The following is a 20,128-nucleotide window of genomic DNA, read 5'->3' on the forward strand; positions in this document are numbered from 1 at the left end:
CCGCGCCCGCCCGCCCGCGTCGCCCCGCTGGCCCGCCGAGCGGGCCATCTCTGTCACGCTCGGGGCCGAGCGTGACCGAAATGGCTCACCTCGCGGACGTGAGCGGCATGTCGTGCCCGCTCGGGCGTGCGTGCCTGCGCGCGCCGCGCCCGGGTGCCCGCGCCTCAGCCCCGGGACGGCACCGGCGGCCCGACCACCAGCAGCCCCGAGAACACGAGCGCCACCGCGACGACCCCGATGCCCGCCGCCACCGCGGGCCGGCGCACCACGAAGAACAGCAGGCGGTCCCACACGCCCGAGCGTCCGTCCGGTGAGCGGCGCCAGGGGCCCTCGAGCATCCCTCGCCGGGCGACCGCGACCTCGAACGGCACCGTGGCGTAGGGCACGACCGCACTCGCCCACCCGAGCACGAGCGCCCCCGCCGACCAACGCTGGTTCACCGCGACGACCGTCGTCACGACCAGGTACGCCAGGAACACGAAGCCGTGCACGCTCCCGCCGATCCGCACTCCCCAGTCGCCGGCGTCCAGCCCGTACTTCAGGACCATCCCGGCGATGAGCAGCGTCCAGGTCACGAGTTCGGCCACCGCGGCGGCACGGAACAGGGATCGGGGAGTCATGCCGACATGCTGGTGCACGAACCGGGGAGACCGCCGACACGGGCACGGTAGCGTCGGGGACATGTCAGCGCCGACCGAGAACCGTCCCCTGAACATCGTCGTCTGGAACGAGAACGTGCACGAGAGCCGCGGTGACGAGACCGTGCTCGGGCACTACCCGGACGGCATGCACACCGTGATCGCCGCCGCCCTGCGCGAGCAGCACCCGACCGCCGAGATCACGACCGCGACGCTGCAGGAACCCGAGCACGGCCTGACCGCGGAGCGCCTGGCGTCCACCGACGTCCTGTTCTGGTGGGGCCACGTCGCCCACGACCAGGTCGCGGACGAGGTCGTCGACCGCGTGGTGAAGGCGGTGCACGCGGGCATGGGGCTCGTGGTGCTGCACTCCGGGCACTACTCGAAGCCGTTCACGCGCCTGATGGGCACGACCTGCTCGCTCAAGTGGCGGAACGACGGGGAGCGCGAGCTCGTCTGGACGATCGCGCCGGAGCACCCGATCGCCGCCGGCGTCCCGCACCCGATCGTCATCGACCGCCAGGAGATGTACGGCGAGTACTTCGACATCCCGCGCCCCGACGAGGAGGTCTTCCTGTCGACCTTCGCCGGCGGAGAGGTGTTCCGGTCCGGCGTCGCCTACCGTCGTGGCCTCGGCCGGGTCTTCTACTTCTCGCCCGGCGACCAGGAGTACCCCGTCTACCACCACCCGGACGTCCAGCGGGTGCTCGGGAACGCCGCTGCCTGGGCCACCCCGACCTCGGCGCGCCGGACGCTCAGCGCGGACCCCCACCCGCGGGACTGGTTCCTCGCCGGTGGAGCGGGTACAACGGAGGGGTGACCGACCAGCTCGACGGTGCGGACAGGCGCACCGCCGTCATCGAGGCGCTCGACGTCCTCGGCGCGGGTCCGGAGGAGCGGTTCGACCGCATCACCCGGATGACGCACGAGGCGTTCGGCGTGCCCCTGACGTTCCTCAACCTCGTCCACCACGACGTCGTCACGACGCAGTCGACCTTCGGGTGGCACCAGGGGACGAGCGTCCCGGCGAGCGAGCAGTTCTGCGCGACGACGGTGCTCACGCCCGAGCCGATGGTGATCCCCGACACGGCGCTCGACCCGCGCTTCGCCCACACCGCCGCGGTCGCCGAGCACGGCATCCGCTTCTACGCGGGCGCGCCGCTCAGCACGCTCGACGGCACCCGGGTCGGCACCCTGTGCGTGATGGACGCGCAGCCGCGTGAGTTCTCCGCCGCGGACGTCGCCCTGCTCCGTGACCTCGCGCGCTGGGCGGAGCGCGAGCTCGTCCACTCGATCGAACGCGCGCGGGTCCAGCGGGTGCTCACGGGGCTGCTGCCGGAGCCGCTCGTGCTGCCCGGCGGGACCGTGGACGGACTGGTCGTCCCGCACGAACGCGGCGGGGACCTCGTCGACTGGCGGGTCGCGTCCGACGGTGCGCTGCACGCGACGGTCGGCTCGGTGGCCGCCGCCGGTCGCGCCGCGGCGCTCCTCGCAGCCTCGGCACGCGCCGCGGTCGTCGCCCGCACGGACGTCGCGGTGGACGCGGCGATCACCGGCCTGGAGGCACAGCTCACCCCCGACCTGTCGGCCGCGGGGGCCGTCGGGTCACTGCTGCACGTGCGGCTCGACCCGACGGACGGCCGCGTCACGTGGGCGGACGCGGGCCACGGGCTCGCCCTGCTCGCCCGTGCGGACGGGTCGGTGACGCCGATCCGCTCGACGGACCGACCCTTCGGCCTGCAGCACACCGGGCACCGGCGCACCACGGGGTCGGCCGACCTCGGGCACGGGGACCGCGTCGTGCTGCTGACTGCCGGGGCGCTCGCGCTCGCCGGGGTGGCGGACGTCGACGGCTTCGCCGACGTGGTGGCCGCGCACCCGGACGACCTGCTCGGACACCTGCGCGGCCTGCTGCCGGCGGACGGTGCCGGGCGGGACCTCGCGGTCGTGCAGGTCGGGCGGACCTGACGCGCGCCGGGTCCGTCAGCGGACGGTGCTGCGCCGGGCGCGGTCCGGGCCGCCCGTGAGCGTGACGACCAGGAGCGTGCCGAGCAGCGCGAACCCGGCGAGCTCGACGCCGAGTCCCGCGGTCTTCCAGTACGCGCTGCCGACGACCTGCGGCTGCGTGATCGCGTCCGGCCACCACTGGTCGAGCGTCGGCACGGTGCCCGGGAACGGGTCGAGCCCCAGGACCACGAGCCCACCGAGCAGCAGCACGACCCCGAGGCCCGCCATCGCGGCCCGGGACCGGTGCAGCATCCGGACGATGAGCGCGGCGGCCATCCCGGCGAAGCCGACGACGGCGATCAGGAACGCGATCACGACGACGGGCTGGGGGGCCAGCGCGACCCAGTCGAGCACGGCGATCGGCAGCAGCAGCCACCGACCCGCTCGTGCCCAGGTCCGTGGGCTCCGCCATCGCTCCATGCCGGTCACCGTACGACAGTGCGCCGGGGGGTCCCCTGAGGACCCCGGAGCACACGCCCCGCGTCGCTACGATCGACTGCATGGCGCAGGACGGCAGGGTTCGGCAGCAGCGTGCGGTGGCGACCCGGGCGGCCCTCATCCGGGCGGCCGCCGGCGAGTTCGACGAGCGCGGGTACCGCGGGGCGTCGATGGACGGGGTGGCCGAGCGCGCCGGGCTGACCAAGGGCGCGCTGTACTTCCACTTCCGCTCGAAGGCCGACATCGCCGGCGCCGTGATCGCCGAGCAGCACGAGGTCTCGCGTCGGTACGCCGAGCAGGCGGCGCTCCGCGGCACCACACCGCTCGAGTCGCTCATGTGGATGTCGCAGAGCGTCGCGACGCAGATGGTCCGCGAGGTCGTCGTGTCCGCCGGCATCCGACTGTCGACCGACGAGCACGCGGTCGACGTCCCCCGGCGCGACCCCTACACGGACTGGATGCACCACACCGCGACCGTCGTCCGCCGGGCGATCGACGCTGGCGAGGTCGACCCGTCGTGGGACCCGGAGCTCGTCGGGCGCGTGATCAGCCCCGCGTACACCGGGGTGCAGATGGTGTCGGACCTGCTGCACGACCGCGCGGACCTGTACGAGCGGCTCCGCGAACTCTGGTCGGTCCTGCTCTCCGGGATCGTCACGGAGCAGACCCGCCCGGCGATCCCCCGCCTCGTCGCGATCATCGCGCCGGACCCCGCCCCGGCCGACTGAGCGACGCGGGTCCCCCCAGGGACACCCACGTCGTCTGGGTGTGAGGATACCAAGGAGTACGTTTCCGCTCGATCCCCCGTTCACGGGGAATCGAGGATCGTTCCACTACCGTGACCGGATGCCCACTCCGCCCGCCGAACACGACGTCGACGTCGCACTCGTGGCGGCCCTGCTCCGGGACCAGCACCCCGACCTCGCGGACCTGCCGCTGCGGGTCGCCGCGAACGGCTGGGACAACGTGCTCGTGCGTGCCGGGGACGACCTGGCGGTGCGACTCCCCCGCCGCGCCGCCGCAGCCGTCCTCGTCGAGCACGAGCAGCGCTGGCTGCCGGATCTCGCGGCGCTCGTCGCGGACGTCGTCCCGGTCCCGGCGCCCGTGCGCACCGGCCGCCCCGCGCTCGGCTACCCGTGGTCGTGGAGCGTCGTCCCCTGGTTCGCGGGCACCCCGGCCGGACCGGTCGCGCAGGGCGAGCGGGTCGCCCGGGCGCTCGCCGCGTTCGTCCAGCTGCTGCACGTCCCCGCACCGGCGGACGCGCCCGTGAACCCGGTCCGTGCGGTGCCCCTCGCGACCCGCGACGCGGCGGTCCGCGCGCGCCTGGACGGACCCGGCGTGCCGCGGGCCTTGGCCTTGGGCGAGGCCTGGCGGACCGCGGTGGCCGCACCCGCGCACCACGGGCCTCCCGTCTGGGTGCACGGCGACCTGCACCCCTGCAACCTGCTCGTGACCGACGACGCCGACGGCGCACGCCGCCTGGCGGCGGTCGTCGACTTCGGCGACGTGACCGCGGGCGACCCCGCCGTGGACCTCGCGACCCGCTGGCTGACGCTCGACCGGGAGGCGCGGCGCACCTTCACGACGGCCGTCGCGGCCGACGACGCCACCTGGACGCGCGCCCGGGGGTGGGCGGTCGCCATCGCCTCGGCGCTCGCCACGAGCGACGAACACGCCTTGCGGACGGTCGCGGCACGGGCCATCGACGCGGTGCTGGACGACTGAGGTCGCACGGGCTTATCGTTCCCTCACCTGTCCGTGCACTGGAGATCGGAGGGGCCTGATGACCCTCGAGTTCCGCGTCCCGCACGACGTCGACACCGACGCCTCCCCCGCCCCGTCCGCCCCCGCCGCAGATCGTCCGCGGCACGGACTCCGTGCACTCCTCGACCGCTGGGCGGTCCGCCGAGCCGCGGCGCGCGACCGACGGATCGTCGAGCACCTCCGGGAGCTCGACGACCTGCAGCGCCTGCTCACCACCGCGCGCGAGGTCGTCGAGCGCGGCTGGACCCAGCACGCGTGGTTCGCGTACCTCGACGAGCACGGACGGGTCCGCAAGGCCTCGAGTGCCGCGGCGATGGACGTCCAGGGCCGGCCGCTCGTCGCCGCGTGCCTGGTCGGCGCGGTCGTCTCCGCCGCCGGTGGTCCGCAGGCGGTGCACTCGCAGCCGGTGCAGCGGGCGCTCGACCTGGTCTGGCACGCACTGGCCCGTGACGAGGGACAGCCGGTCGCCTGGTGTCCCGCACCGGACCTGCGGATGGCCCGGGTCCGCGACCTGACGAGCTGGAACGACGCCCCGACGCGCACGGCCGCCGAGGTCGCGTCGCTGCTCCTGACCGCGGAACGCGTCGCGGTGCACGAGTCGGAGCGCGTGCAGGCCCGACGGGTGGCAGCATCGGCGACATGACGAGTGCCGATCCGGTCCCCGAGGTCACCCCCGCCCAGCCGACGGCGTCGATCGCCGCGACCGGCCTGTCGTCGCTGTCCGCCGAGGGCACCACGCCCACGACGGACGCGGCGATGGTCAAGGAGACGCTGCACCGGTACCTGCAGAAGCACCGCGCCGCGCTGCTCGCGAAGCTCGACGGGCTCGCGGAGCGGCAGGCCCGGTGGCCGCTGACCCCGACCGGGACGAACGTGCTCGGCCTGGTCAAGCACGTCGCGGGCGTGCAGGCCGGGTACCTCGGGCTCGTGTTCGACCGGCCGCTGCCGGACGCCCCGGCCTGGCTCGACTCGTGGGACGGCGCCGACATGTACGCGTCGCTCGACGAGTCGATGGCCGACGTCGTCGCGTTCCACCACCGGAGCGCCGCGCACGCCGACGCGACGATCGCGGCGCTCGACCTCGACGCCCGCGGGGTCGTCCCGTGGTGGCCGGAGGACCGCCGCGAGGTCACGCTCCACCGGATCCTCGTGCACATGGCCTACGAGACCGCCCGGCACGCGGGGCACGCCGACATCGTCCGCGAGATGCTCGACGGTCTTGCAGGCGACGGGGACGGCAACCTCGCCGCGAAGACGCCCGACGAGTGGGCGACGTGGCGGGCGCACCTGGTCGACATCGCCCAGCGGTCCGGGCTGCCGCGGTCCGACCGATAGCCGAGGGTCGTTCGGTATCGTTACCACTCTCCCAGGTTGACACCGAGGGGTACGTCCTGACCAGGGGTTCTCGTCTGGGCGAACGCCCAGGAACGTCCTGTTCCGAACCTTTGCCGTTGTACAAGTACGGGGTGTCCTGCGTACGGTCGGACGGGTTCGTGCCCCGTCGAGTGGGGCGTTCGGCCGACAGGGAGGGGTGCCCACCCGTGTTCCAGTACGTCTCGGAGCGATGGGACCAGATCTGGTTCTCGTCGTGGCAGCACTTCTCGCTGGTGGTCCAGTGCACGGTGCTCGCGACGCTCATCGCCGTGGTGCTCGCCACGCTCGTGTACCGCAGTCCACGGCTCAGCTCGGCCGCCAACGCGATCTCGGCGATCGGCCTCACGCTGCCGTCCTTCGCCGTCATCGGCCTGCTCATCGTGCCGCTCGGGTTCGGCGTCGTGCCCTCCGTCGTCACGGTCGTCTTCTTCGCCACGCTGCCGATCCTGCGGAACGCCGTCGTCGGGCTCGCCGAGATCCCGCCGACCGTGGTGGAGTCCGCCCGCGGCATCGGGATGAGCCGGATCCGCACGCTCGTGCAGGTCGAGCTCCCGATGGCGTGGCCGATCATCCTCAGCGGCGTGCGGGTCTCCGCGCAGATGGTGATGGGCATCGCCGCGATCGCCGCCTACGCACTCGGCCCCGGACTCGGCGGCTTCATCTTCTCGGGCCTCTCCCGCCTCGGCGGGGCGAACGCCCTGAACTCGGTCGTCGTCGGGGTCATCGGGGTCGTCCTGCTCGCCCTCGTCCTCGACCTGCTCCTCATCGGCCTCGGCCGCCTGACCACCTCGAGAGGTATCCGTGTCCAGCACTGACCACGCCACCACCGACCACGCATCCGGCACCGCGCCCGAGGGGGACGTGACCGGCCGGAGCATCCTGCTCGACGAGGTCACCAAGCGCTACCCGGGCCAGCAGAAGCCCGCCGTCGACGGCATCACGCTCGAGATCCCGGCCGGCAAGGTCGTCATGCTCGTCGGCCCGTCCGGCTGCGGCAAGACCACGACCCTCAAGATGATCAACCGGCTCATCGAGCCGACCGAGGGCCGCATCGTCGTCGGCGACGAGGACGTCACGAGCATCGACGGCGACGAGCTCCGCCGCCGCATGGGCTACGTCATCCAGGCCGGGGGACTCTTCCCGCACATGACGGTCGCCGCGAACATCGCGATCGTGCCGAAGATGCTCGGCTGGTCGAAGGAGAAGATCGCGGCGCGCGTCGACGAGCTGCTCGACCTCGTCTCGCTCGACCCGGACACCTACCGCGACCGCTTCCCCCGCGAGCTCTCCGGCGGGCAGCAGCAGCGCGTGGGCGTCGCCCGAGCGCTCGCCGCGGACCCGCCCGTCCTGCTCATGGACGAGCCCTTCGGTGCCGTCGACCCGATCACCCGGCAGCGCCTGCAGGACGAGCTCCTGCGCATCCAGGAGGAGCTGCACAAGACGATCGTCATCGTCACGCACGACTTCGACGAGGCCGTGAAGCTCGGTGACTGGATCGTGATCTTCACCGAGGGCGCGCACATCGTGCAGTACGACACCCCGGAGCGGATCCTCGCGGAACCGGCCAACGAGTTCGTCGAGAACTTCATCGGCTCGGGCGCCGGGCTCAAGCAGCTGACGCTGAACCGCGTCCGCGACGTCGAGCTCGCCCCCGCGGTGACCTGCTCGGCCGGCGAGGAGACGAAGGCCGTGCTGCAGCGGATGGACGAGGCCGGCGGGCACCAGCACGCCGTCGTCGTCGACCGGCGCCAGCGTCCGGTGGGGTGGCCGACCCGCCGCCAGCTCGAGCGCCTGACCCGGGTGCCCGAGGGGATCGAGCCCGACCTGCCCGTCGTGGGCGAGGCCGCGACGCTCAACGACGCACTCGACACCATGCTCGTGTCGAGTGCCGGTGCGGCGCTCGTCACCGGTCGCGGCGAGTCCTTCCGCGGCGTCATCACCGTCGAGACCGTGATGGACGCCATCACCCGGTCCCGTGCGGCCGCCGCGTCCGACCAGGCGTACGCCCCGGTCGGCACGAACACGAACCCGATCGAGACCCTGCCGTCCTCGCCGGCAGCGCCGACGATCGCCGCCTCCGGGGAGGAGCTGTGACCGCGGTCGCCGCCGGCCCGACCGCCGGAGCCGGCACCGCCGAGCGCACCCCGTGGAAGGGCCTGCTCGTCCAGCCGATCGCGATCCTGGTCGTCCTCGCCGGGTTCGTCGTCTGGCTCGCCACGGCGGACCTGACGGCGACCGAGCGTTCGACGCTCAACCCGAGCGGCATCCTCGACCTGACCGGGCAGCACCTGGTGCTGACCCTGCAGGCGACGGTGCTCGTGCTCGTGATCGGCATCCCGCTCGGCGTGCTGCTCACCCGCGGGCCGTTCCGCCGGGCGAGCACGGCCGTGATCGCCGTCGCGAACTTCGGCCAGGCGGCCCCCGCGGTCGGGCTCATCGTGCTGCTCGCGGCGTGGCTGGGACTGAACAGCTGGTCCGCGGTCGTCGCCCTCGTGCTCTACGCGATCCTGCCGGTGCTCAGGAACACGATGCTCGGCGTGCAGAGCGTCGACGAGCGGCTCGTCGAGGCCGGGCGGGGCATGGGCATGAGCGCCTTCGCCGTCCTGCTCAAGGTCGAGCTGCCGCTGGCCGTACCGGTGATGCTCTCCGGCATCCGCACGGCGCTCGTGCTGCTCGTCGGCACCGCGAGCCTGGCGACCTTCGTCGGCGCCGGTGGTCTCGGCCTGCTCATCACGACGGGCGTGAACCTGTTCCTGCCGAAGGTGCTCGTCTCCGGGGCGCTCCTCGTGGCGCTCCTCGCCCTCACCATCGACTGGATCGGCCGTGTCGTCGAGACGGTCGCGCGACCGAAGGGACTCCGATGACCCCCGACAGCCCGACCCACGGCCCGACCGGAGCCGACGCTGCGGGCGCACCCCGTGCCTCCCGTCCGTCGGTCCGTCGCCGCGTCCTGACCGCCGCCGCCGTGGCGGGGGCGAGCGCCCTCGCCCTGACCGGCTGCGGCCTGCAGCCCGCCGCGTCCTTCGTCCCCGGAGCGGCACCCGGCTCGATCCAGCGGATCGACGACCTGCCCGACGACGCACACCTGACGGTGACGTCGAAGAACTTCACCGAGCAGCTCGTGCTCGGCAAGATCGCGGTGCTCGCCGCGAAGGCCGCCGGGTTCGACGTCACGGACGAGACGAACGTGCCGGGATCGGTCGCGGTGCGCGAGCTGATGACCTCGCACGGTGCGGACTTCACGTACGAGTACACGGGCACCGCCTGGCTGACCTTCATGGGCCACGAGCAGGGGATCCCGGACAAGACCGAGCAGTGGCAGGCGGTGAAGCAGGAGGACGCCGGCAACGGGCTGACCTGGCTCGAGCCGGCGCCGATGAACAACACGTACGCGTTCGCGGTCCGGGACGAGGCCGTGTCCGAGCTCGGCGACGTGCAGACCCTGTCGGACATCACGAAGCTGCCGCTCGACCAGCGCACGTTCTGCGTGGAGTCGGAGTTCAACTCGCGTGCGGACGGCTTCAAGCCGATGCTCGAGAAGTACGGGCTCGAACTCGGCGGCTCGGGGGAGAACGGCGTGCCGACCTCGAACGTCAGCATCCTCGACACCGGGACCGTCTACACGGCGACCGACCGGGGCAAGTGCAACTTCGGCGAGGTGTTCACGACGGACGGGCGCATCAAGTCGCTCGGGCTGACGGTGCTCGAGGACGACCGCGGGTTCTTCCCGGCGTACAACGTGGCCCCGGTGATCGACTCGGCGACGCTGCGCGAGTACCCGCAGCTCCGCGACGTGTACGACCAGATCTCGCCGAAGCTGACGGACGCCGTGCTGCAGGAGCTGAACCGGCAGGTCGACGTCGAGGGGCGGGAGCCCGCGGACGTTGCGTTCGACTGGATGGTGCGGGAGGGCTTCATCACGAAGCCGTAGCGGGCTGCGCGGGCGCCGGGTGGGCGGGTGCGCGGGTTCGCGGGTTCGCGTGGGTGAGCGGGTGCGCGGGTTCGCCTGGGTGAGCAGAAGACGTCGGGTCCTCGAAGGAGACCCGACGTCTTCTGCTCACCCACGGGATGCGTCGGGTGCCGACGGACGGACTGGAGGCACGGGGCCGGTCAGGCCAGGCGGGTCGCGGTGTCGCGGATGGTCGCCACCAGGCGCGCGCGCACGTCGGCGGGGTCCGACCCGTCACCCTTCGCGGCACTGCGGAGCCCGGTCATGCACATGCCGAGGAGCATCTCGGCGGCCTCGGGCGTCGCCGCGTCCGGACCCCAGGCCGGGTCGCGCGCGAGGATCGTGCGGACGGCCCCGGTCATCGCCTCGGCCACCAGGGTCATCCGGGCGACCTGCCGGCGCATGAGCTGGGGGAAGCGGACGACGACCTCCTTGCGGTCGACGCGCTCGGACTCGTCGCCGAACGAGTCGCCGAACACCAGGAACGCCAGGTCCACGACCGCCTCGACCACCGGACGCCCGGCCACGGCCTGCAGGTGCGCGTCGAGGGTCTCCGGGGACAGGTCGAGCTCGGTGTGCCCGAGGACGGCGTCCTCCTTGCTCTCGAAGTAGTTGAAGAAGGTGCGCGGCGAGACGTCCGCGCGCGCGGCGATCTGCTCGATCGTGGTGCGGTCGAGGTCGTGCTCGAGGGCGAGGGACCGGGCCGCCCCGGCGATGCGGCGGCGGGTCTCGAGGCGCTTGCGGTCGCGCAGGCCCATCGTGGGCACGGGCGCGGTGTCGGACATGGCTCGACTGTAACCGTCGGCGGGCTGCAGAAGTACAGTGTGTGCAAACTTGCAGGGACGCAGGGTGTTCTCCGGAGCGCGGCCCGTCCGTCGCGATCCGGACCGGACGGCGGGGCGACGCGTGCATAGTGTCGGACGCGTGGCGGCATCCGGACGGGACCTCGGGGACGGGTACACGCTCACGCTCCGCGACCTGACCACGGTCGACGCCGTGCACGAGCTGGTGCAGGCGAACCTCGACCGGCTCCGGACCGCCGAGCCGTGGGCGTGGGCGCCGACGAGCCGCGACGACATGCTGCGGTACACCGAGCAGCTGCTCGGGCAGTACGCCATGGACCGGGCGGTGCCGTGCGTCGTCCGGTCGGCGGAGCGCGTCGTCGGGGTGGCGTCCCTGGCGGTCGACCCGTACCTCGGGCAGGCGTCGCTCGGCTACTGGATCGACGCCGACTTCGAGGGCCGGGGGATCGTGCGGCGTGCTGCGTCCGTGCTCGTGGGGGTCGCCCGCGAACGCCGGGCGGCGCGGGTGGAGATCCGGACCGGCGTCGACAACGTCCGGAGCCGAGCGCTCGCGGAACGCCTCGGCTTCGTGCACGAGGGGACCCTGCGGAGCGCGTTGCCGCTCGGTCCTCGGCGGATCGACGTCGCGGTGTACGGCCTGGTGTTCTGACGCTGCGTGGCTGCGTGGCTGCGTGGCTGCGCGGGCTCGAGCGGAGGGGCCTGCGCGCGTGCCGGATCAGCGGCCCTGGGTCGCCCCGGTCCACACCGCGAAGGCGCCGCCGACCACCAGGAGCACGAGGAGCAGGACCCAGACCGCGAGCGCGACGAGGTTGAGCAGGATGCCCCACCCGGCGCGTCCGCGGGCCAGGGGTTCCCGACTCCGCGACGCGATGCCCAGGCAGAGCCCGACGACCGGGGCGAGGAACGTCCAGCCGGCCAGGAGCGAGCAGATGCCGAGGACGAGGCTCGCGGTTCCGAGACCGGTGCGGGGGGAGTGCGGCGTGGTGTCCATGTCCTCGACGGTAGGGAACCGCCGACGGTCGTGCGTCCCTCCGCGGTGTGATCCCCGGGTCCCCCTGCGGACGGACGGCCGAGCGCCGGTATCGTCGGAGCATGGCCCTGTTCGGACGACGCAACAAGCACGACGTGCGCGACCGCCCCGTGAGCCAGGTGGAGTTGAAGCGTGCCGTGGACGAGGGGTTCCTCATCGCGAAGGCCGCGATCGTGGTCGCCGTGGCGAACCGGATCATCACGAACTCCCTGCGTGACCAGGGGTACTTCGACCACGCCGTGATCGCCGAGGCCACGCGCGAGGAACTCCACCGCATGGCCGAGGAAGAACGCGGGGACGCCGCCCGGATGCGGGAGATCCGCGCGACCTCGAGCAAGCAGAAGGGCCGGTCGCGGCACCAGCACGACTACAAGCGCGGCGACGACCTGAAGCTCCGCACCCGTGAGGCCACGTACGAGCAGCTCGCGACGATGCTCGACCGCCGCCGGGACGACCAGGGCTTCGTCGACGGGATCGTCCTGCAGGCGCGAGCACGGGCGTGGGACGACATCGGCACGACCGTCGTCGGGCGGCTCGGGTGGGCGCAGCGTCCGACCGAGGGCTACGAGGTCGGCCGAGACGAGCGCGTGCAGCAGATGCTCGACGAGGACTTCGCGGCGCTGCTCGCCGAGCACCCGGTGGGGGAGTCGCCCGCGACGACCCCGGCGGACGCCGACGAGCCGGACGACCTCGACGCCCCCGACGAGGGCACCGACCCGGCCGACGCGGACGCCGCTCGCCCCTGACCGCACCCGAGGCCACCGGTCCCTAGGCTCGACCCATGGTGGATGCGGTGGTCGTCGGAGCCGGACCGAACGGACTCGCGGCGGCGGTGACGCTCGCACGCGCGGGCCTGTCGGTCGAGGTCGTCGAGCGGAACGACACGATCGGCGGCGGCGCCCGGACGGCCGAGCTCACGCTGCCGGGCTTCCACCACGACGTCTGCTCCGCCGTGCACCCGATGGCGCTGCAGTCCGAGTTCTTCCGGCTGTTCCGCATGGAGGACCGCATCGAGCTCCGGCTGCCCGAGGTGCAGTACGGGCACCCGCTCGACCGCGGCGACGCCGGCATCGCGTACCAGGACATCGACCGGACGGCGGCGGCCCTCGGGCTCGACGGCCCGGCGTTCCGGAACCTCATGGCGCCGCTCGCACGCAGCGCCGACCGGGTCGCGGACTTCGCCACCGACGCCCTGCTCCACGTCCCGCGGCACCCCCTCACCGTGCTGCGCTTCGGACTCCGGGCCCTCGAGCAGGGCTCCGCGGCCTGGAACGTGCGCTTCCGCGAGCAGGTCGCCCCCGCGATGGTGTCCGGCGTCGCCGCGCACTCGATCCAGCACATGCCGTCGCTGTCCACCGCGGCCGCGGCCCTGTCGCTCGGCTCGTACGCGCACGCCCGGGGCTGGCCGGTGCCGATCGGCGGCAGCCAGGCGATCGTCGACGCGCTCGCCGCGGACCTCGTCGCACACGGCGGGCGGATCGAGACCGGACGGGAGATCCGGTCCCTCGGCGACCTCACCCCGGCCAAGGCGGTGCTCTTCGACACGAGCGTGCCGGGCATGCTGCGGATCGCCGGGAAGCAGATCCCGACGCCGAAGCGCGGGGCACTGCGGCGCTTCCGGTTCGGGAACGCGGCGGCCAAGGTCGACTTCGCCCTGTCGGACCCGGTGCCGTGGACGAACGCGGAGCTCCGGAAGGCCGGAACGGTCCACATCGGTGGGACCCGGTCGGAGATCGCGGCCGCCGAGCACGCCGTGGCGCACGGCCGGCACGCGGACCGACCGTACGTCCTCGGGAGTGAGCCGACGGTGGTCGACCCCGGTCGGGCCCCGCGCGGCAAGCACGTCTTCTGGGCGTACGCGCACGTGCCGGCGGGCTCGGACGTCGACCCGACCGAGGCCGTGGTGCGGCAGGTCGAGCGGTTCGCACCGGGGTTCCGCGACACGATCCTGCAGTCGGCCAGCCGGACCGCCGTGCAGATGGCCGAGTACAACCCGAACTACGTCGGCGGGGACATCGCCGCCGGCGCCGCGAGCTTCTGGCAGCTCGTGCAGCGCCCCGTCCTGTCGAGCGACCCGTGGCGGATGGGCGGCGGCATGTACCTGTGCTCGGAGGCGGCCGCCCCCGGGCCCGGCGTGCACGGCATGGCGGGGTGGCACGCAGCCCGGAGCGTGCTGCGGCACACGTTCGGGCTGTCCGAGCACGTCGACCTCGCACCGGAGGAGTGACCATGGCCAAGAACGTCAGGAACCTGCGCTGCAGCCCGGAGGACGTCTTCGACGTGCTCCGCGACGGCTGGCTCTACCCGACCTGGGTGGTCGGCGCCTCGCGCATGCGCGGCCAGGACCCGGGCTGGCCCGCGGTGGGCACCGAGCTGCACCACTCGTTCGGCATCTGGCCGTTCCTGATCAACGACACGACGACCGTCCTCGAGGTCGACGAGCCCCGCCGCCTGGTGATCCAGGCGAAGGGCTGGCCCGTGGGCGAGGCCCGCGTCGAGGTCACGGTCGAGGAGCACCCGCGCGGCTGCCGGGTCACCCTGCGGGAGAACCCGGTCCGCGGTCCCGGGGCGCTCGTCCCGGGGTTCATCGCGCAGCCGGGCATCTGGATCCGGAACAACGAGAGCATCCGGCGGCTCCGCTGGGTCGCGGAGGGCCGGTCGCGGAACGGGTGACGTGACGGCCTGGAGGACCGTGGCGGGGCCCGCCCCGATCCTCCCGGCCGTCATCGGGTCACCCTTCGCGACTGAAGGCGCTCGCGCGCCGCACCTGGTCGTCCGTCAGGGCGACCCCGGTGTACCGCTCGAACTGGCGGGCCGCCTGGAGGGCGATGACCTCGGCCCCGGTGACGACCTGCTTGCCGGCCGCGCGTCCGGCGCGCACCAGCGGCGTCTCGGAGGGGAAGGCGACGACGTCGAAGACGGTCGTCGCGGCGTCGATCCGGTCCTGCTCGAAGGCGAGCACGTCCTGCTCGTCGCCCTGCATGCCGAGCGGCGTGACGTTCACCAGGACGTCGGCGTCCGGCGCCTGCTGCTCGGAGGCGACCCAGTCGAAGCCGTACTGCTCGGCCAGGGCGGGACCGGCCTCGGTGTTGCGCGCGACGACCGTCAGGCGCTCGAAGCCCGCGCCGCGGAACGCCGCCGTGACGGCCTTCGCCATGCCCCCGGAGCCGCGGAGCACCACACGGGACGCGCGGTCGACGCCGTGGGTGTCGAGCAGGGACGCGACGGCCTCGTAGTCGGTGTTCGACGCGGTGAGCACACCGTCGTCGTTCACCACGGTGTTGACGGACCGGATCGCCTCGGCGGACGGCTCGACGACGTCGACGAGGGGGATGACCGCCTCCTTGAAGGGCATCGACACCGAGCAGCCGCGGATGCCGAGCGCACGGATGCCGGTCACGGCGCCGGGCAGGTCCGTCGTCGTGAAGGCCTTGTAGGCGTAGTTCAGCCCGAGCTCGTCGTAGAGGAAGTTGTGGAAGCGGGTGCCGATGTTGCTCGGTCGTGCGGCCAGCGAGATGCAGACCTGCATGTCCTTGTTGAGGATGGGCATGGGTCGAGTGTCCCACGGACATGCCGATGGAGCGGTCCACTCTGTGCGCTGACCGCCTGCCCGTCCGGACGGGTTAGTGTGGCGGGGTGCCGGTCTCCGTCTTCGATCTGTTCAGCGTCGGGATCGGCCCGTCGAGTTCCCACACCGTCGGGCCGATGCGTGCCGGAGCGGCCTTCGCGGCCCGGCTGGCCGGGGCACCCGTGGCGACGCTCGACGTCCACCTGTACGGCTCGCTCGCGTCCACGGGGCAGGGACACGGCACGCTCGGTGCGGTCCTCGCCGGCCTGATGGGCTCCGACCCGCAGACGGTCGACCCGGACGCCATGGCGGCTGCGCTGGCCGAACTCGAGCGGACGGGGGAGCTGCCGCTGGCCGGGGGACCGACCGTGCCCTTCCGGCAGGCCGACATCGTGCTGCACCCGCTCACCATGCTGCCGCGACACCCCAACGCGATGCGCCTGGGTGCCTGCGACGCCGCGGGCACCGTGCTCTGCGAGGAGACGTACTACTCGATCGGCGGCGGGTTCGTCACGAGCGACACCGAGGGCGCCGTGGCCGAGGCCGCCATCCCCGTCGACGACGCCGTGCCCCACGCGTTCTCGAGCGGCGCCGAGCTGCTCGCCGCCTGCGCCGCGACCGGCCTGCCCGTCAGCGGCATCGCGATGGCGAACGAGACCGCCTCGCGCACCGAGGAGCAGGTCCGGGCGGGACTCCTGCACGTGCACGACGTGATGCGCGCCAGCGTCGACCGGAGCATCCGCCGCGCCGGGACCCTGCCGGGCGGGCTGAACGTCCGTCGGCGCGCCGCGAACTGGTACGAGCAGCTCACCCGCGACGACCCGCACCACGACCCGCTGTTCGCGATGGAGTGGGTCAACCTGACGGCGATGGCGGTCAACGAGGAGAACGCCACCGGCGGCCGGGTCGTCACGGCGCCGACGAACGGTGCCGCCGGGATCATCCCCGCGGTGCTGTACTACGCGCTCACGTACGTGTCCGAGGTCGCCCCGGACGAGCGCGACGACGCCGTGGTCCGCTTCCTGCTGACCGCCGGGGCGATCGGCTCGATCTACAAGGAGCGGGCGTCGATCTCCGGCGCCGAGGTCGGGTGCCAGGGCGAGGTCGGTTCCGCGGCGTCGATGGCGGCCGCCGGGCTCGCCGAGGTGCTCGGTGGGACGCCCGAGCAGGTCGAGAACGCGGCCGAGATCGCCATGGAGCACAACCTCGGGCTGACCTGCGACCCGATCGGCGGGCTCGTGCAGATCCCGTGCATCGAGCGGAACGCCATCGCGGCGAACAAGGCGATCAACGCGGCGCGGATGGCGCTGCGGGGCGACGGGGTGCACCACGTCTCGCTCGACCAGGTCGTCGAGACCATGCGGCAGACCGGCGCGGACATGTCGACGAAGTACAAGGAGACCGCGATGGGCGGGCTCGCGGTGAACGTCCCGCTCTGCTGACGCGCTGCCGCAGTGCCGCGCTGCCGCTGCTGCGCTGCCGCACTGCTGCGCCTCCGCCCTGCTGGGACCGGACGCACGAACGCCCCCACCGTTCCCGGTGGGGGCGTTCGACGGTCCTGCTGCGGTCAGGCGCGGCTACCGCGACGGCCCGTGATGAGACCCCAGATGACGAGCACGACGAGCGCGCCCAGGATCGCGATGATCCACGACTGGATGCTGAAGAAGCCGTTGTACCCGACGCCGAAGACCGCGCCGCCGATCCAGCCGCCGATGAGGGCACCGATCACGCCGAGCACGAGGGTGGCCAGCCAGCCGCCGCCCTGACGACCCGGGAGGATCAGCTTGGCGATGGCACCGGCGATGAGGCCGAGGAGGATGAAGCCGAGGAAGCTCATGGTGATGTCCTTTCAGACGAGGGGGTGGAGCGTGATGGGCCGGGGGAGCCGGCCCGGGGTGCGTCAGGACGCGAGGTCGACCGCGGGGACGAGCGGTTCGTTGCCCGGAGCCGACGACGTCTGGGCACGCAGGAGCGCAGCCATGTCGATCGGCTCGGTGGGGAGGTGTTCCGTACGCATCGCGCTGTCCTCCGGTCGTTTCAGTAGTTTGACTAACTACTTGTACTCCCGGCCTGCTCCACGGGTTCCCAGCGCGTGCTGGTGTGCGTTTCCTGGATCATTCCCGTGTGGTTGCCCGGAGTCAGTCCTCGAGCATCTCCAGGCGGGTGGACCCCGGAGCGACGTGGTGCTGCCCGTCGTCGGTGCGGACGATGAGCGACGGGCGGTCACCGGCGTCGAGGACGTCCACCGCGGTGCCCGCGACCGTCCGCCCGCGGTCCCGGTAGCGGACCACGGCGTGGATCGGCACTTCGTCCGGGTCCACCGGCCGCCAGCCGAGCGGTCGCGCGGTGTTCGTTGCCATCCGGACATCATGGCGGCTGTCCACTTCACGCACCCAATCGACGAGCGCGGCTCACCTGCACGCGGCTGCCCCGCGCCCGGTCGCCCTGGGATCGGAGGGCGGTCGGCGGCTGGCGGGTAGCGTCCGCGCCATGAGCGAGCCCGACCGTGACCACCTGGACGACGGCGTCGACATGAGCTTCGAGGAGCGGCGCCAGGACACCCTCCGCCGGATGTCGGGCTCCGACGCGCACGACGCCGATCCGCGGGTCGCCGTCTCACGGGCCGAGGACGGAGACGTCCGGATCGACGTCGCCGACACCGCCGCGGTGCGTCCCGGCGACGCCGACGCGTCGGACCCACGAACCGACTGACCCGATCCGGACTCGCAGGACGCAACGACAGCGGTTCCTCGCAGCGCAGTACCGCTGCGAGGAACCGCCGACCTTGCGTTTCGCGGAACAGCAGCGGCGGCAGCGGCAGCGAGCGGCCCGGCGGGGGAGGACGGTGGCGCGCGGCATGATCGTGGGGTGCACCTGGTCCTCCACCGCGTCGACGGCGGCGTCACCGCGACGCCCCTGACCGACGCGGGGGCGTCGGCGGGCGAGCCGACCCGCCTGGACGAGCCGCGCCTCCCGGCCTTCGTCGCGGCACACGACGGACCGGACGTCCGGTGGGTCTGGGACGACACCGCACGCTGGTACCCGGCCGTCCTACGGGCCGGCGGCCGCGTCGGCCGCTGCACCGACCTGCGCCTCGTGCGCCGCATCCTGCGCGGCGCGCTCGCGACACGGGGCACCGCGCTCGCGGCGGCTCCGCCCGACACGTGGGACGACCCCGGCCAGGAGGCACGGGTCACCCGACCGACGCAGGCGTCGCTCTTCGACGACGCACTGTTCACGGTCGCACCGGCCGACGACGCGGCCGACCCGGTGGCCGAGCTGCGCGCGCAGCTCGACGCGGTCGCGACCTCCACCGCGCCGGGCGCCATGCGCCTGCTGACCACCGCGGAGTCGGCCGGTGCGCTGGTCGCCGCCGAGATCCTGCACGCCGGGCTGCCGTGGCGGGCGGACGTGCACGCCCGGCTGCTCGAGGACGCGCTCGGCCCGCGGGTCCCGCCGGGCGTCCGACCCCGTCGGCTCGAGGAGCTGGCCGTCGTGATCCGCGGGCACCTGGCGGACCCGACGCTCAACCCGGACTCGCCGACCGACGTGCTGCGGTCCCTCCGAGCGGCGGGCCTGATGGTCGCGAGCACGCGCAAGTGGGAGCTGCAGGAGCTCGAGCACCCGGTCATCGCGCCGCTGCTCGAGTACAAGAAGCTGTCGCGGCTGATGACGGCGAACGGGTGGACGTGGCTCGACGAGTGGGTGCAGGACGGGCGGTTCCACCCGAAGTACCTGGTCGGCGGCGTGGTGACCGGGCGCTGGGCGGCGGACGGCGGCGGCGCCATGCAGCTCCCGAGGACGGTCCGGTCCGCGGTCGTCGCGGACGAGGGCTGGACGTTCGTGGTCGCCGACGCGGCGCAGCTCGAGCCGCGGGTCCTCGCGGCGATGTCCGGTGACCGGGCGATGGCGGCGGCGGGGGACGGCCGCGACCTGTACGACGGCGTGGTGGCCTCGGGTGCGGTCGAGACCCGGCAGCAGGCGAAGGGCGCGATGCTCGGTGCGATGTACGGCGCCACGCAGGGCGACGGCGGCCGGCTCGTGCCCCGGCTGGCGCGGGCGTTCCCGGCGGCGCTCGGACTGGTCGACCGGGCGGCCCGGGCGGGGGAGCGCGGGGAGCCGGTGACGACCCTGCTCGGACGGACCTCGCCGGTGCCGGACGCGGCGTCCGCGGCGGCGCGGGCGCGGGCGTGGTCGGTGGACGGCACCCCGGCGCAGCAGCGGGCCGTCGAGTCGCGGGCGCGGAGCTGGGGGCGGTTCACCCGGAACTTCGTCGTGCAGGGCACGGCGGCGGAGTGGGCGCTCGCGTGGATGGGGTCCCTGCGCACCCGGCTCCTGACGCGGTTCCCGGGGCCGGTCACCGACGGGCCGCACCTGGTGTTCTTCGTGCACGACGAGCTCGTCGTGCACACCCCGGTCGAGCACGCCGAGTGGGTGGCCGAGCAGGTCCGAGCCGCCGCGGTGGACGCCGGACGCCTGCTGTTCCGGGACTTCCCCGTGGTGTTCCCGCTCACGGTGTCGACCGTCCGCGACTACGGGGCAGCGAAGGACTGACGG

Annotated in this window: 24 protein-coding genes; 17 read left to right on the forward strand and 7 right to left on the reverse strand. The window is 73.3% G+C overall.

The window, feature by feature from the left end; translation table 11 throughout:
* Positions 1-164: 164 nt before the first annotated feature.
* Positions 165-620 carry a DUF3817 domain-containing protein gene (locus tag DEU32_RS02740; RefSeq protein WP_114849270.1) on the reverse strand — a complete coding sequence of 152 codons (456 nt, stop codon included), beginning with the start codon at positions 618-620 and terminating at the stop codon, positions 165-167.
* Positions 621-681: 61 nt separating this feature from the next.
* Between DEU32_RS02740 and DEU32_RS02745 the strand changes: the two genes are divergently transcribed.
* Together DEU32_RS02745 and DEU32_RS02750 are read left to right on the forward strand one after the other, a co-directional pair.
* Positions 682-1,458 (forward strand): ThuA domain-containing protein, encoded by a 777-nt coding sequence (locus DEU32_RS02745; RefSeq protein ID WP_181819177.1) that lies wholly within the window; start codon positions 682-684, stop codon positions 1,456-1,458.
* Positions 1,455-2,606 (forward strand): GAF domain-containing protein, encoded by a 1,152-nt coding sequence (locus tag DEU32_RS02750; RefSeq protein WP_114849271.1) that lies wholly within the window; start codon positions 1,455-1,457, stop codon positions 2,604-2,606. Before DEU32_RS02745 ends, DEU32_RS02750 begins: the two co-directional genes overlap by 4 nt.
* A gap of 15 nt (positions 2,607-2,621) precedes the next feature.
* Here DEU32_RS02750 and DEU32_RS02755 read toward each other — a convergent pair whose 3' ends face one another.
* Positions 2,622-3,065, reverse strand: coding sequence for a disulfide bond formation protein B (locus DEU32_RS02755; RefSeq protein WP_114849272.1), 444 nt, complete (start codon positions 3,063-3,065; stop codon positions 2,622-2,624).
* Positions 3,066-3,145: 80 nt separating this feature from the next.
* Between DEU32_RS02755 and DEU32_RS02760 the strand changes: the two genes are divergently transcribed.
* The 8 genes from DEU32_RS02760 (at position 3,146) to DEU32_RS02795 (ending at position 10,152) form a co-directional block, all read left to right on the forward strand.
* Entirely contained in the window at positions 3,146-3,811 is a 666-nt protein-coding gene (locus DEU32_RS02760) for a ScbR family autoregulator-binding transcription factor (protein ID WP_083519857.1), read from the forward strand.
* 118 nt (positions 3,812-3,929) lie between these two features.
* Positions 3,930-4,808, forward strand: a complete 879-nt coding sequence (locus DEU32_RS02765) for an aminoglycoside phosphotransferase family protein (RefSeq protein WP_114849273.1) — start codon at positions 3,930-3,932, stop codon at positions 4,806-4,808.
* 58 nt (positions 4,809-4,866) lie between these two features.
* Positions 4,867-5,490, forward strand: a complete 624-nt coding sequence (locus DEU32_RS02770; protein ID WP_114849274.1) for a hypothetical protein — start codon at positions 4,867-4,869, stop codon at positions 5,488-5,490.
* Positions 5,487-6,182, forward strand: coding sequence for a DinB family protein (locus tag DEU32_RS02775; protein WP_114849275.1), 696 nt, complete (start codon positions 5,487-5,489; stop codon positions 6,180-6,182). Before DEU32_RS02770 ends, DEU32_RS02775 begins: the two co-directional genes overlap by 4 nt.
* A gap of 206 nt (positions 6,183-6,388) precedes the next feature.
* Positions 6,389-7,036 (forward strand): ABC transporter permease, encoded by a 648-nt coding sequence (locus DEU32_RS02780; RefSeq protein WP_114849276.1) that lies wholly within the window; start codon positions 6,389-6,391, stop codon positions 7,034-7,036.
* Positions 7,023-8,315: an ABC transporter ATP-binding protein gene (locus DEU32_RS02785; protein ID WP_114849277.1), complete on the forward strand. Its 1,293-nt coding sequence runs from the start codon at positions 7,023-7,025 to the stop codon at positions 8,313-8,315. Before DEU32_RS02780 ends, DEU32_RS02785 begins: the two co-directional genes overlap by 14 nt.
* The gene (locus DEU32_RS02790; protein ID WP_114849278.1) at positions 8,312-9,085 is read left to right on the forward strand and encodes an ABC transporter permease; all 774 of its coding nucleotides are present in this window, start codon (positions 8,312-8,314) and stop codon (positions 9,083-9,085) included. The genes DEU32_RS02785 and DEU32_RS02790 overlap by 4 nt, the downstream gene beginning before the upstream one ends.
* On the forward strand, positions 9,082-10,152 hold the full coding sequence (locus DEU32_RS02795; protein ID WP_114849279.1) for a glycine betaine ABC transporter substrate-binding protein: 1,071 nt from the start codon (positions 9,082-9,084) through the stop codon (positions 10,150-10,152). Before DEU32_RS02790 ends, DEU32_RS02795 begins: the two co-directional genes overlap by 4 nt.
* Before the next feature lie 179 nt (positions 10,153-10,331).
* Here the strand turns inward: DEU32_RS02795 and DEU32_RS02800 are convergent, their stop codons facing one another.
* Positions 10,332-10,955: a TetR/AcrR family transcriptional regulator gene (locus tag DEU32_RS02800; RefSeq protein WP_058741306.1), complete on the reverse strand. Its 624-nt coding sequence runs from the start codon at positions 10,953-10,955 to the stop codon at positions 10,332-10,334.
* Between the two features lie 139 nt (positions 10,956-11,094).
* On the opposite strand from DEU32_RS02800, the gene DEU32_RS02805 reads away from it, so the two are divergent.
* Complete coding sequence (locus DEU32_RS02805; RefSeq protein WP_180225939.1) at positions 11,095-11,622, forward strand: GNAT family N-acetyltransferase; 528 nt, start codon at positions 11,095-11,097, stop codon at positions 11,620-11,622.
* Between the two features lie 66 nt (positions 11,623-11,688).
* On the opposite strand, the gene DEU32_RS02810 is transcribed toward DEU32_RS02805, so the two are convergent.
* Positions 11,689-11,964 carry a hypothetical protein gene (locus DEU32_RS02810; protein WP_114849281.1) on the reverse strand — a complete coding sequence of 92 codons (276 nt, stop codon included), beginning with the start codon at positions 11,962-11,964 and terminating at the stop codon, positions 11,689-11,691.
* A gap of 101 nt (positions 11,965-12,065) precedes the next feature.
* On the opposite strand from DEU32_RS02810, the gene DEU32_RS02815 reads away from it, so the two are divergent.
* The 3 genes from DEU32_RS02815 to DEU32_RS02825 are packed head-to-tail and all read left to right on the forward strand — an operon-like array spanning position 12,066 to position 14,676.
* On the forward strand, positions 12,066-12,749 hold the full coding sequence (locus tag DEU32_RS02815; RefSeq protein ID WP_058741309.1) for a hypothetical protein: 684 nt from the start codon (positions 12,066-12,068) through the stop codon (positions 12,747-12,749).
* Between the two features lie 35 nt (positions 12,750-12,784).
* Positions 12,785-14,230, forward strand: coding sequence for an NAD(P)/FAD-dependent oxidoreductase (locus DEU32_RS02820; protein WP_114849282.1), 1,446 nt, complete (start codon positions 12,785-12,787; stop codon positions 14,228-14,230).
* Between the two features lie 2 nt (positions 14,231-14,232).
* Positions 14,233-14,676, forward strand: coding sequence for an SRPBCC family protein (locus DEU32_RS02825; RefSeq protein ID WP_058741311.1), 444 nt, complete (start codon positions 14,233-14,235; stop codon positions 14,674-14,676).
* A 58-nt stretch (positions 14,677-14,734) separates the two neighbouring features.
* Here DEU32_RS02825 and DEU32_RS02830 read toward each other — a convergent pair whose 3' ends face one another.
* Positions 14,735-15,553: a shikimate 5-dehydrogenase gene (locus tag DEU32_RS02830; protein WP_058741312.1), complete on the reverse strand. Its 819-nt coding sequence runs from the start codon at positions 15,551-15,553 to the stop codon at positions 14,735-14,737.
* A gap of 86 nt (positions 15,554-15,639) precedes the next feature.
* Between DEU32_RS02830 and DEU32_RS02835 the strand changes: the two genes are divergently transcribed.
* Complete coding sequence (locus DEU32_RS02835; RefSeq protein WP_114849283.1) at positions 15,640-17,013, forward strand: L-serine ammonia-lyase; 1,374 nt, start codon at positions 15,640-15,642, stop codon at positions 17,011-17,013.
* Between the two features lie 125 nt (positions 17,014-17,138).
* On the opposite strand, the gene DEU32_RS02840 is transcribed toward DEU32_RS02835, so the two are convergent.
* Both DEU32_RS02840 and DEU32_RS02845 read right to left on the reverse strand, forming a co-directional pair.
* Complete coding sequence (locus tag DEU32_RS02840; RefSeq protein WP_058741314.1) at positions 17,139-17,408, reverse strand: GlsB/YeaQ/YmgE family stress response membrane protein; 270 nt, start codon at positions 17,406-17,408, stop codon at positions 17,139-17,141.
* Between the two features lie 301 nt (positions 17,409-17,709).
* On the reverse strand, positions 17,710-17,931 hold the full coding sequence (locus DEU32_RS02845) for a hypothetical protein (RefSeq protein ID WP_058741315.1): 222 nt from the start codon (positions 17,929-17,931) through the stop codon (positions 17,710-17,712).
* Positions 17,932-18,061: 130 nt separating this feature from the next.
* On the opposite strand from DEU32_RS02845, the gene DEU32_RS02850 reads away from it, so the two are divergent.
* Complete coding sequence (locus DEU32_RS02850; RefSeq protein WP_058741316.1) at positions 18,062-18,283, forward strand: hypothetical protein; 222 nt, start codon at positions 18,062-18,064, stop codon at positions 18,281-18,283.
* Positions 18,284-18,439: 156 nt separating this feature from the next.
* Positions 18,440-20,125 carry a bifunctional 3'-5' exonuclease/DNA polymerase gene (locus DEU32_RS02855; RefSeq protein ID WP_114849284.1) on the forward strand — a complete coding sequence of 562 codons (1,686 nt, stop codon included), beginning with the start codon at positions 18,440-18,442 and terminating at the stop codon, positions 20,123-20,125.
* Positions 20,126-20,128 lie beyond the last annotated feature (3 nt).

It is taken from the genome of Curtobacterium sp. AG1037 (assembly GCF_003349855.1).
GTDB classification, from domain to species: Bacteria; Actinomycetota; Actinomycetes; order Actinomycetales; family Microbacteriaceae; genus Curtobacterium; species Curtobacterium citreum.

Coding starts and splice junctions, on each gene's coding strand:
- DEU32_RS02770 (WP_114849274.1), top strand. CDS start 4,867: ATGACCCTCGAGTTCCGCGTCCCGCACGACGTCGACACCGACGCCTCC.
- DEU32_RS02830 (WP_058741312.1), bottom strand. CDS start 15,553: ATGCCCATCCTCAACAAGGACATGCAGGTCTGCATCTCGCTGGCCGCA.
- DEU32_RS02760 (WP_083519857.1), top strand. CDS start 3,146: ATGGCGCAGGACGGCAGGGTTCGGCAGCAGCGTGCGGTGGCGACCCGG.
- DEU32_RS02810 (WP_114849281.1), bottom strand. CDS start 11,964: ATGGACACCACGCCGCACTCCCCCCGCACCGGTCTCGGAACCGCGAGC.
- DEU32_RS02740 (WP_114849270.1), bottom strand. CDS start 620: ATGACTCCCCGATCCCTGTTCCGTGCCGCCGCGGTGGCCGAACTCGTG.
- DEU32_RS02825 (WP_058741311.1), top strand. CDS start 14,233: ATGGCCAAGAACGTCAGGAACCTGCGCTGCAGCCCGGAGGACGTCTTC.
- DEU32_RS02775 (WP_114849275.1), top strand. CDS start 5,487: ATGACGAGTGCCGATCCGGTCCCCGAGGTCACCCCCGCCCAGCCGACG.
- DEU32_RS02755 (WP_114849272.1), bottom strand. CDS start 3,065: ATGGAGCGATGGCGGAGCCCACGGACCTGGGCACGAGCGGGTCGGTGG.
- DEU32_RS02820 (WP_114849282.1), top strand. CDS start 12,785: ATGGTGGATGCGGTGGTCGTCGGAGCCGGACCGAACGGACTCGCGGCG.
- DEU32_RS02840 (WP_058741314.1), bottom strand. CDS start 17,408: ATGAGCTTCCTCGGCTTCATCCTCCTCGGCCTCATCGCCGGTGCCATC.
- DEU32_RS02845 (WP_058741315.1), bottom strand. CDS start 17,931: ATGGCAACGAACACCGCGCGACCGCTCGGCTGGCGGCCGGTGGACCCG.
- DEU32_RS02800 (WP_058741306.1), bottom strand. CDS start 10,955: ATGTCCGACACCGCGCCCGTGCCCACGATGGGCCTGCGCGACCGCAAG.
- DEU32_RS02850 (WP_058741316.1), top strand. CDS start 18,062: ATGAGCGAGCCCGACCGTGACCACCTGGACGACGGCGTCGACATGAGC.
- DEU32_RS02765 (WP_114849273.1), top strand. CDS start 3,930: ATGCCCACTCCGCCCGCCGAACACGACGTCGACGTCGCACTCGTGGCG.
- DEU32_RS02745 (WP_181819177.1), top strand. CDS start 682: ATGTCAGCGCCGACCGAGAACCGTCCCCTGAACATCGTCGTCTGGAAC.
- DEU32_RS02815 (WP_058741309.1), top strand. CDS start 12,066: ATGGCCCTGTTCGGACGACGCAACAAGCACGACGTGCGCGACCGCCCC.
- DEU32_RS02795 (WP_114849279.1), top strand. CDS start 9,082: ATGACCCCCGACAGCCCGACCCACGGCCCGACCGGAGCCGACGCTGCG.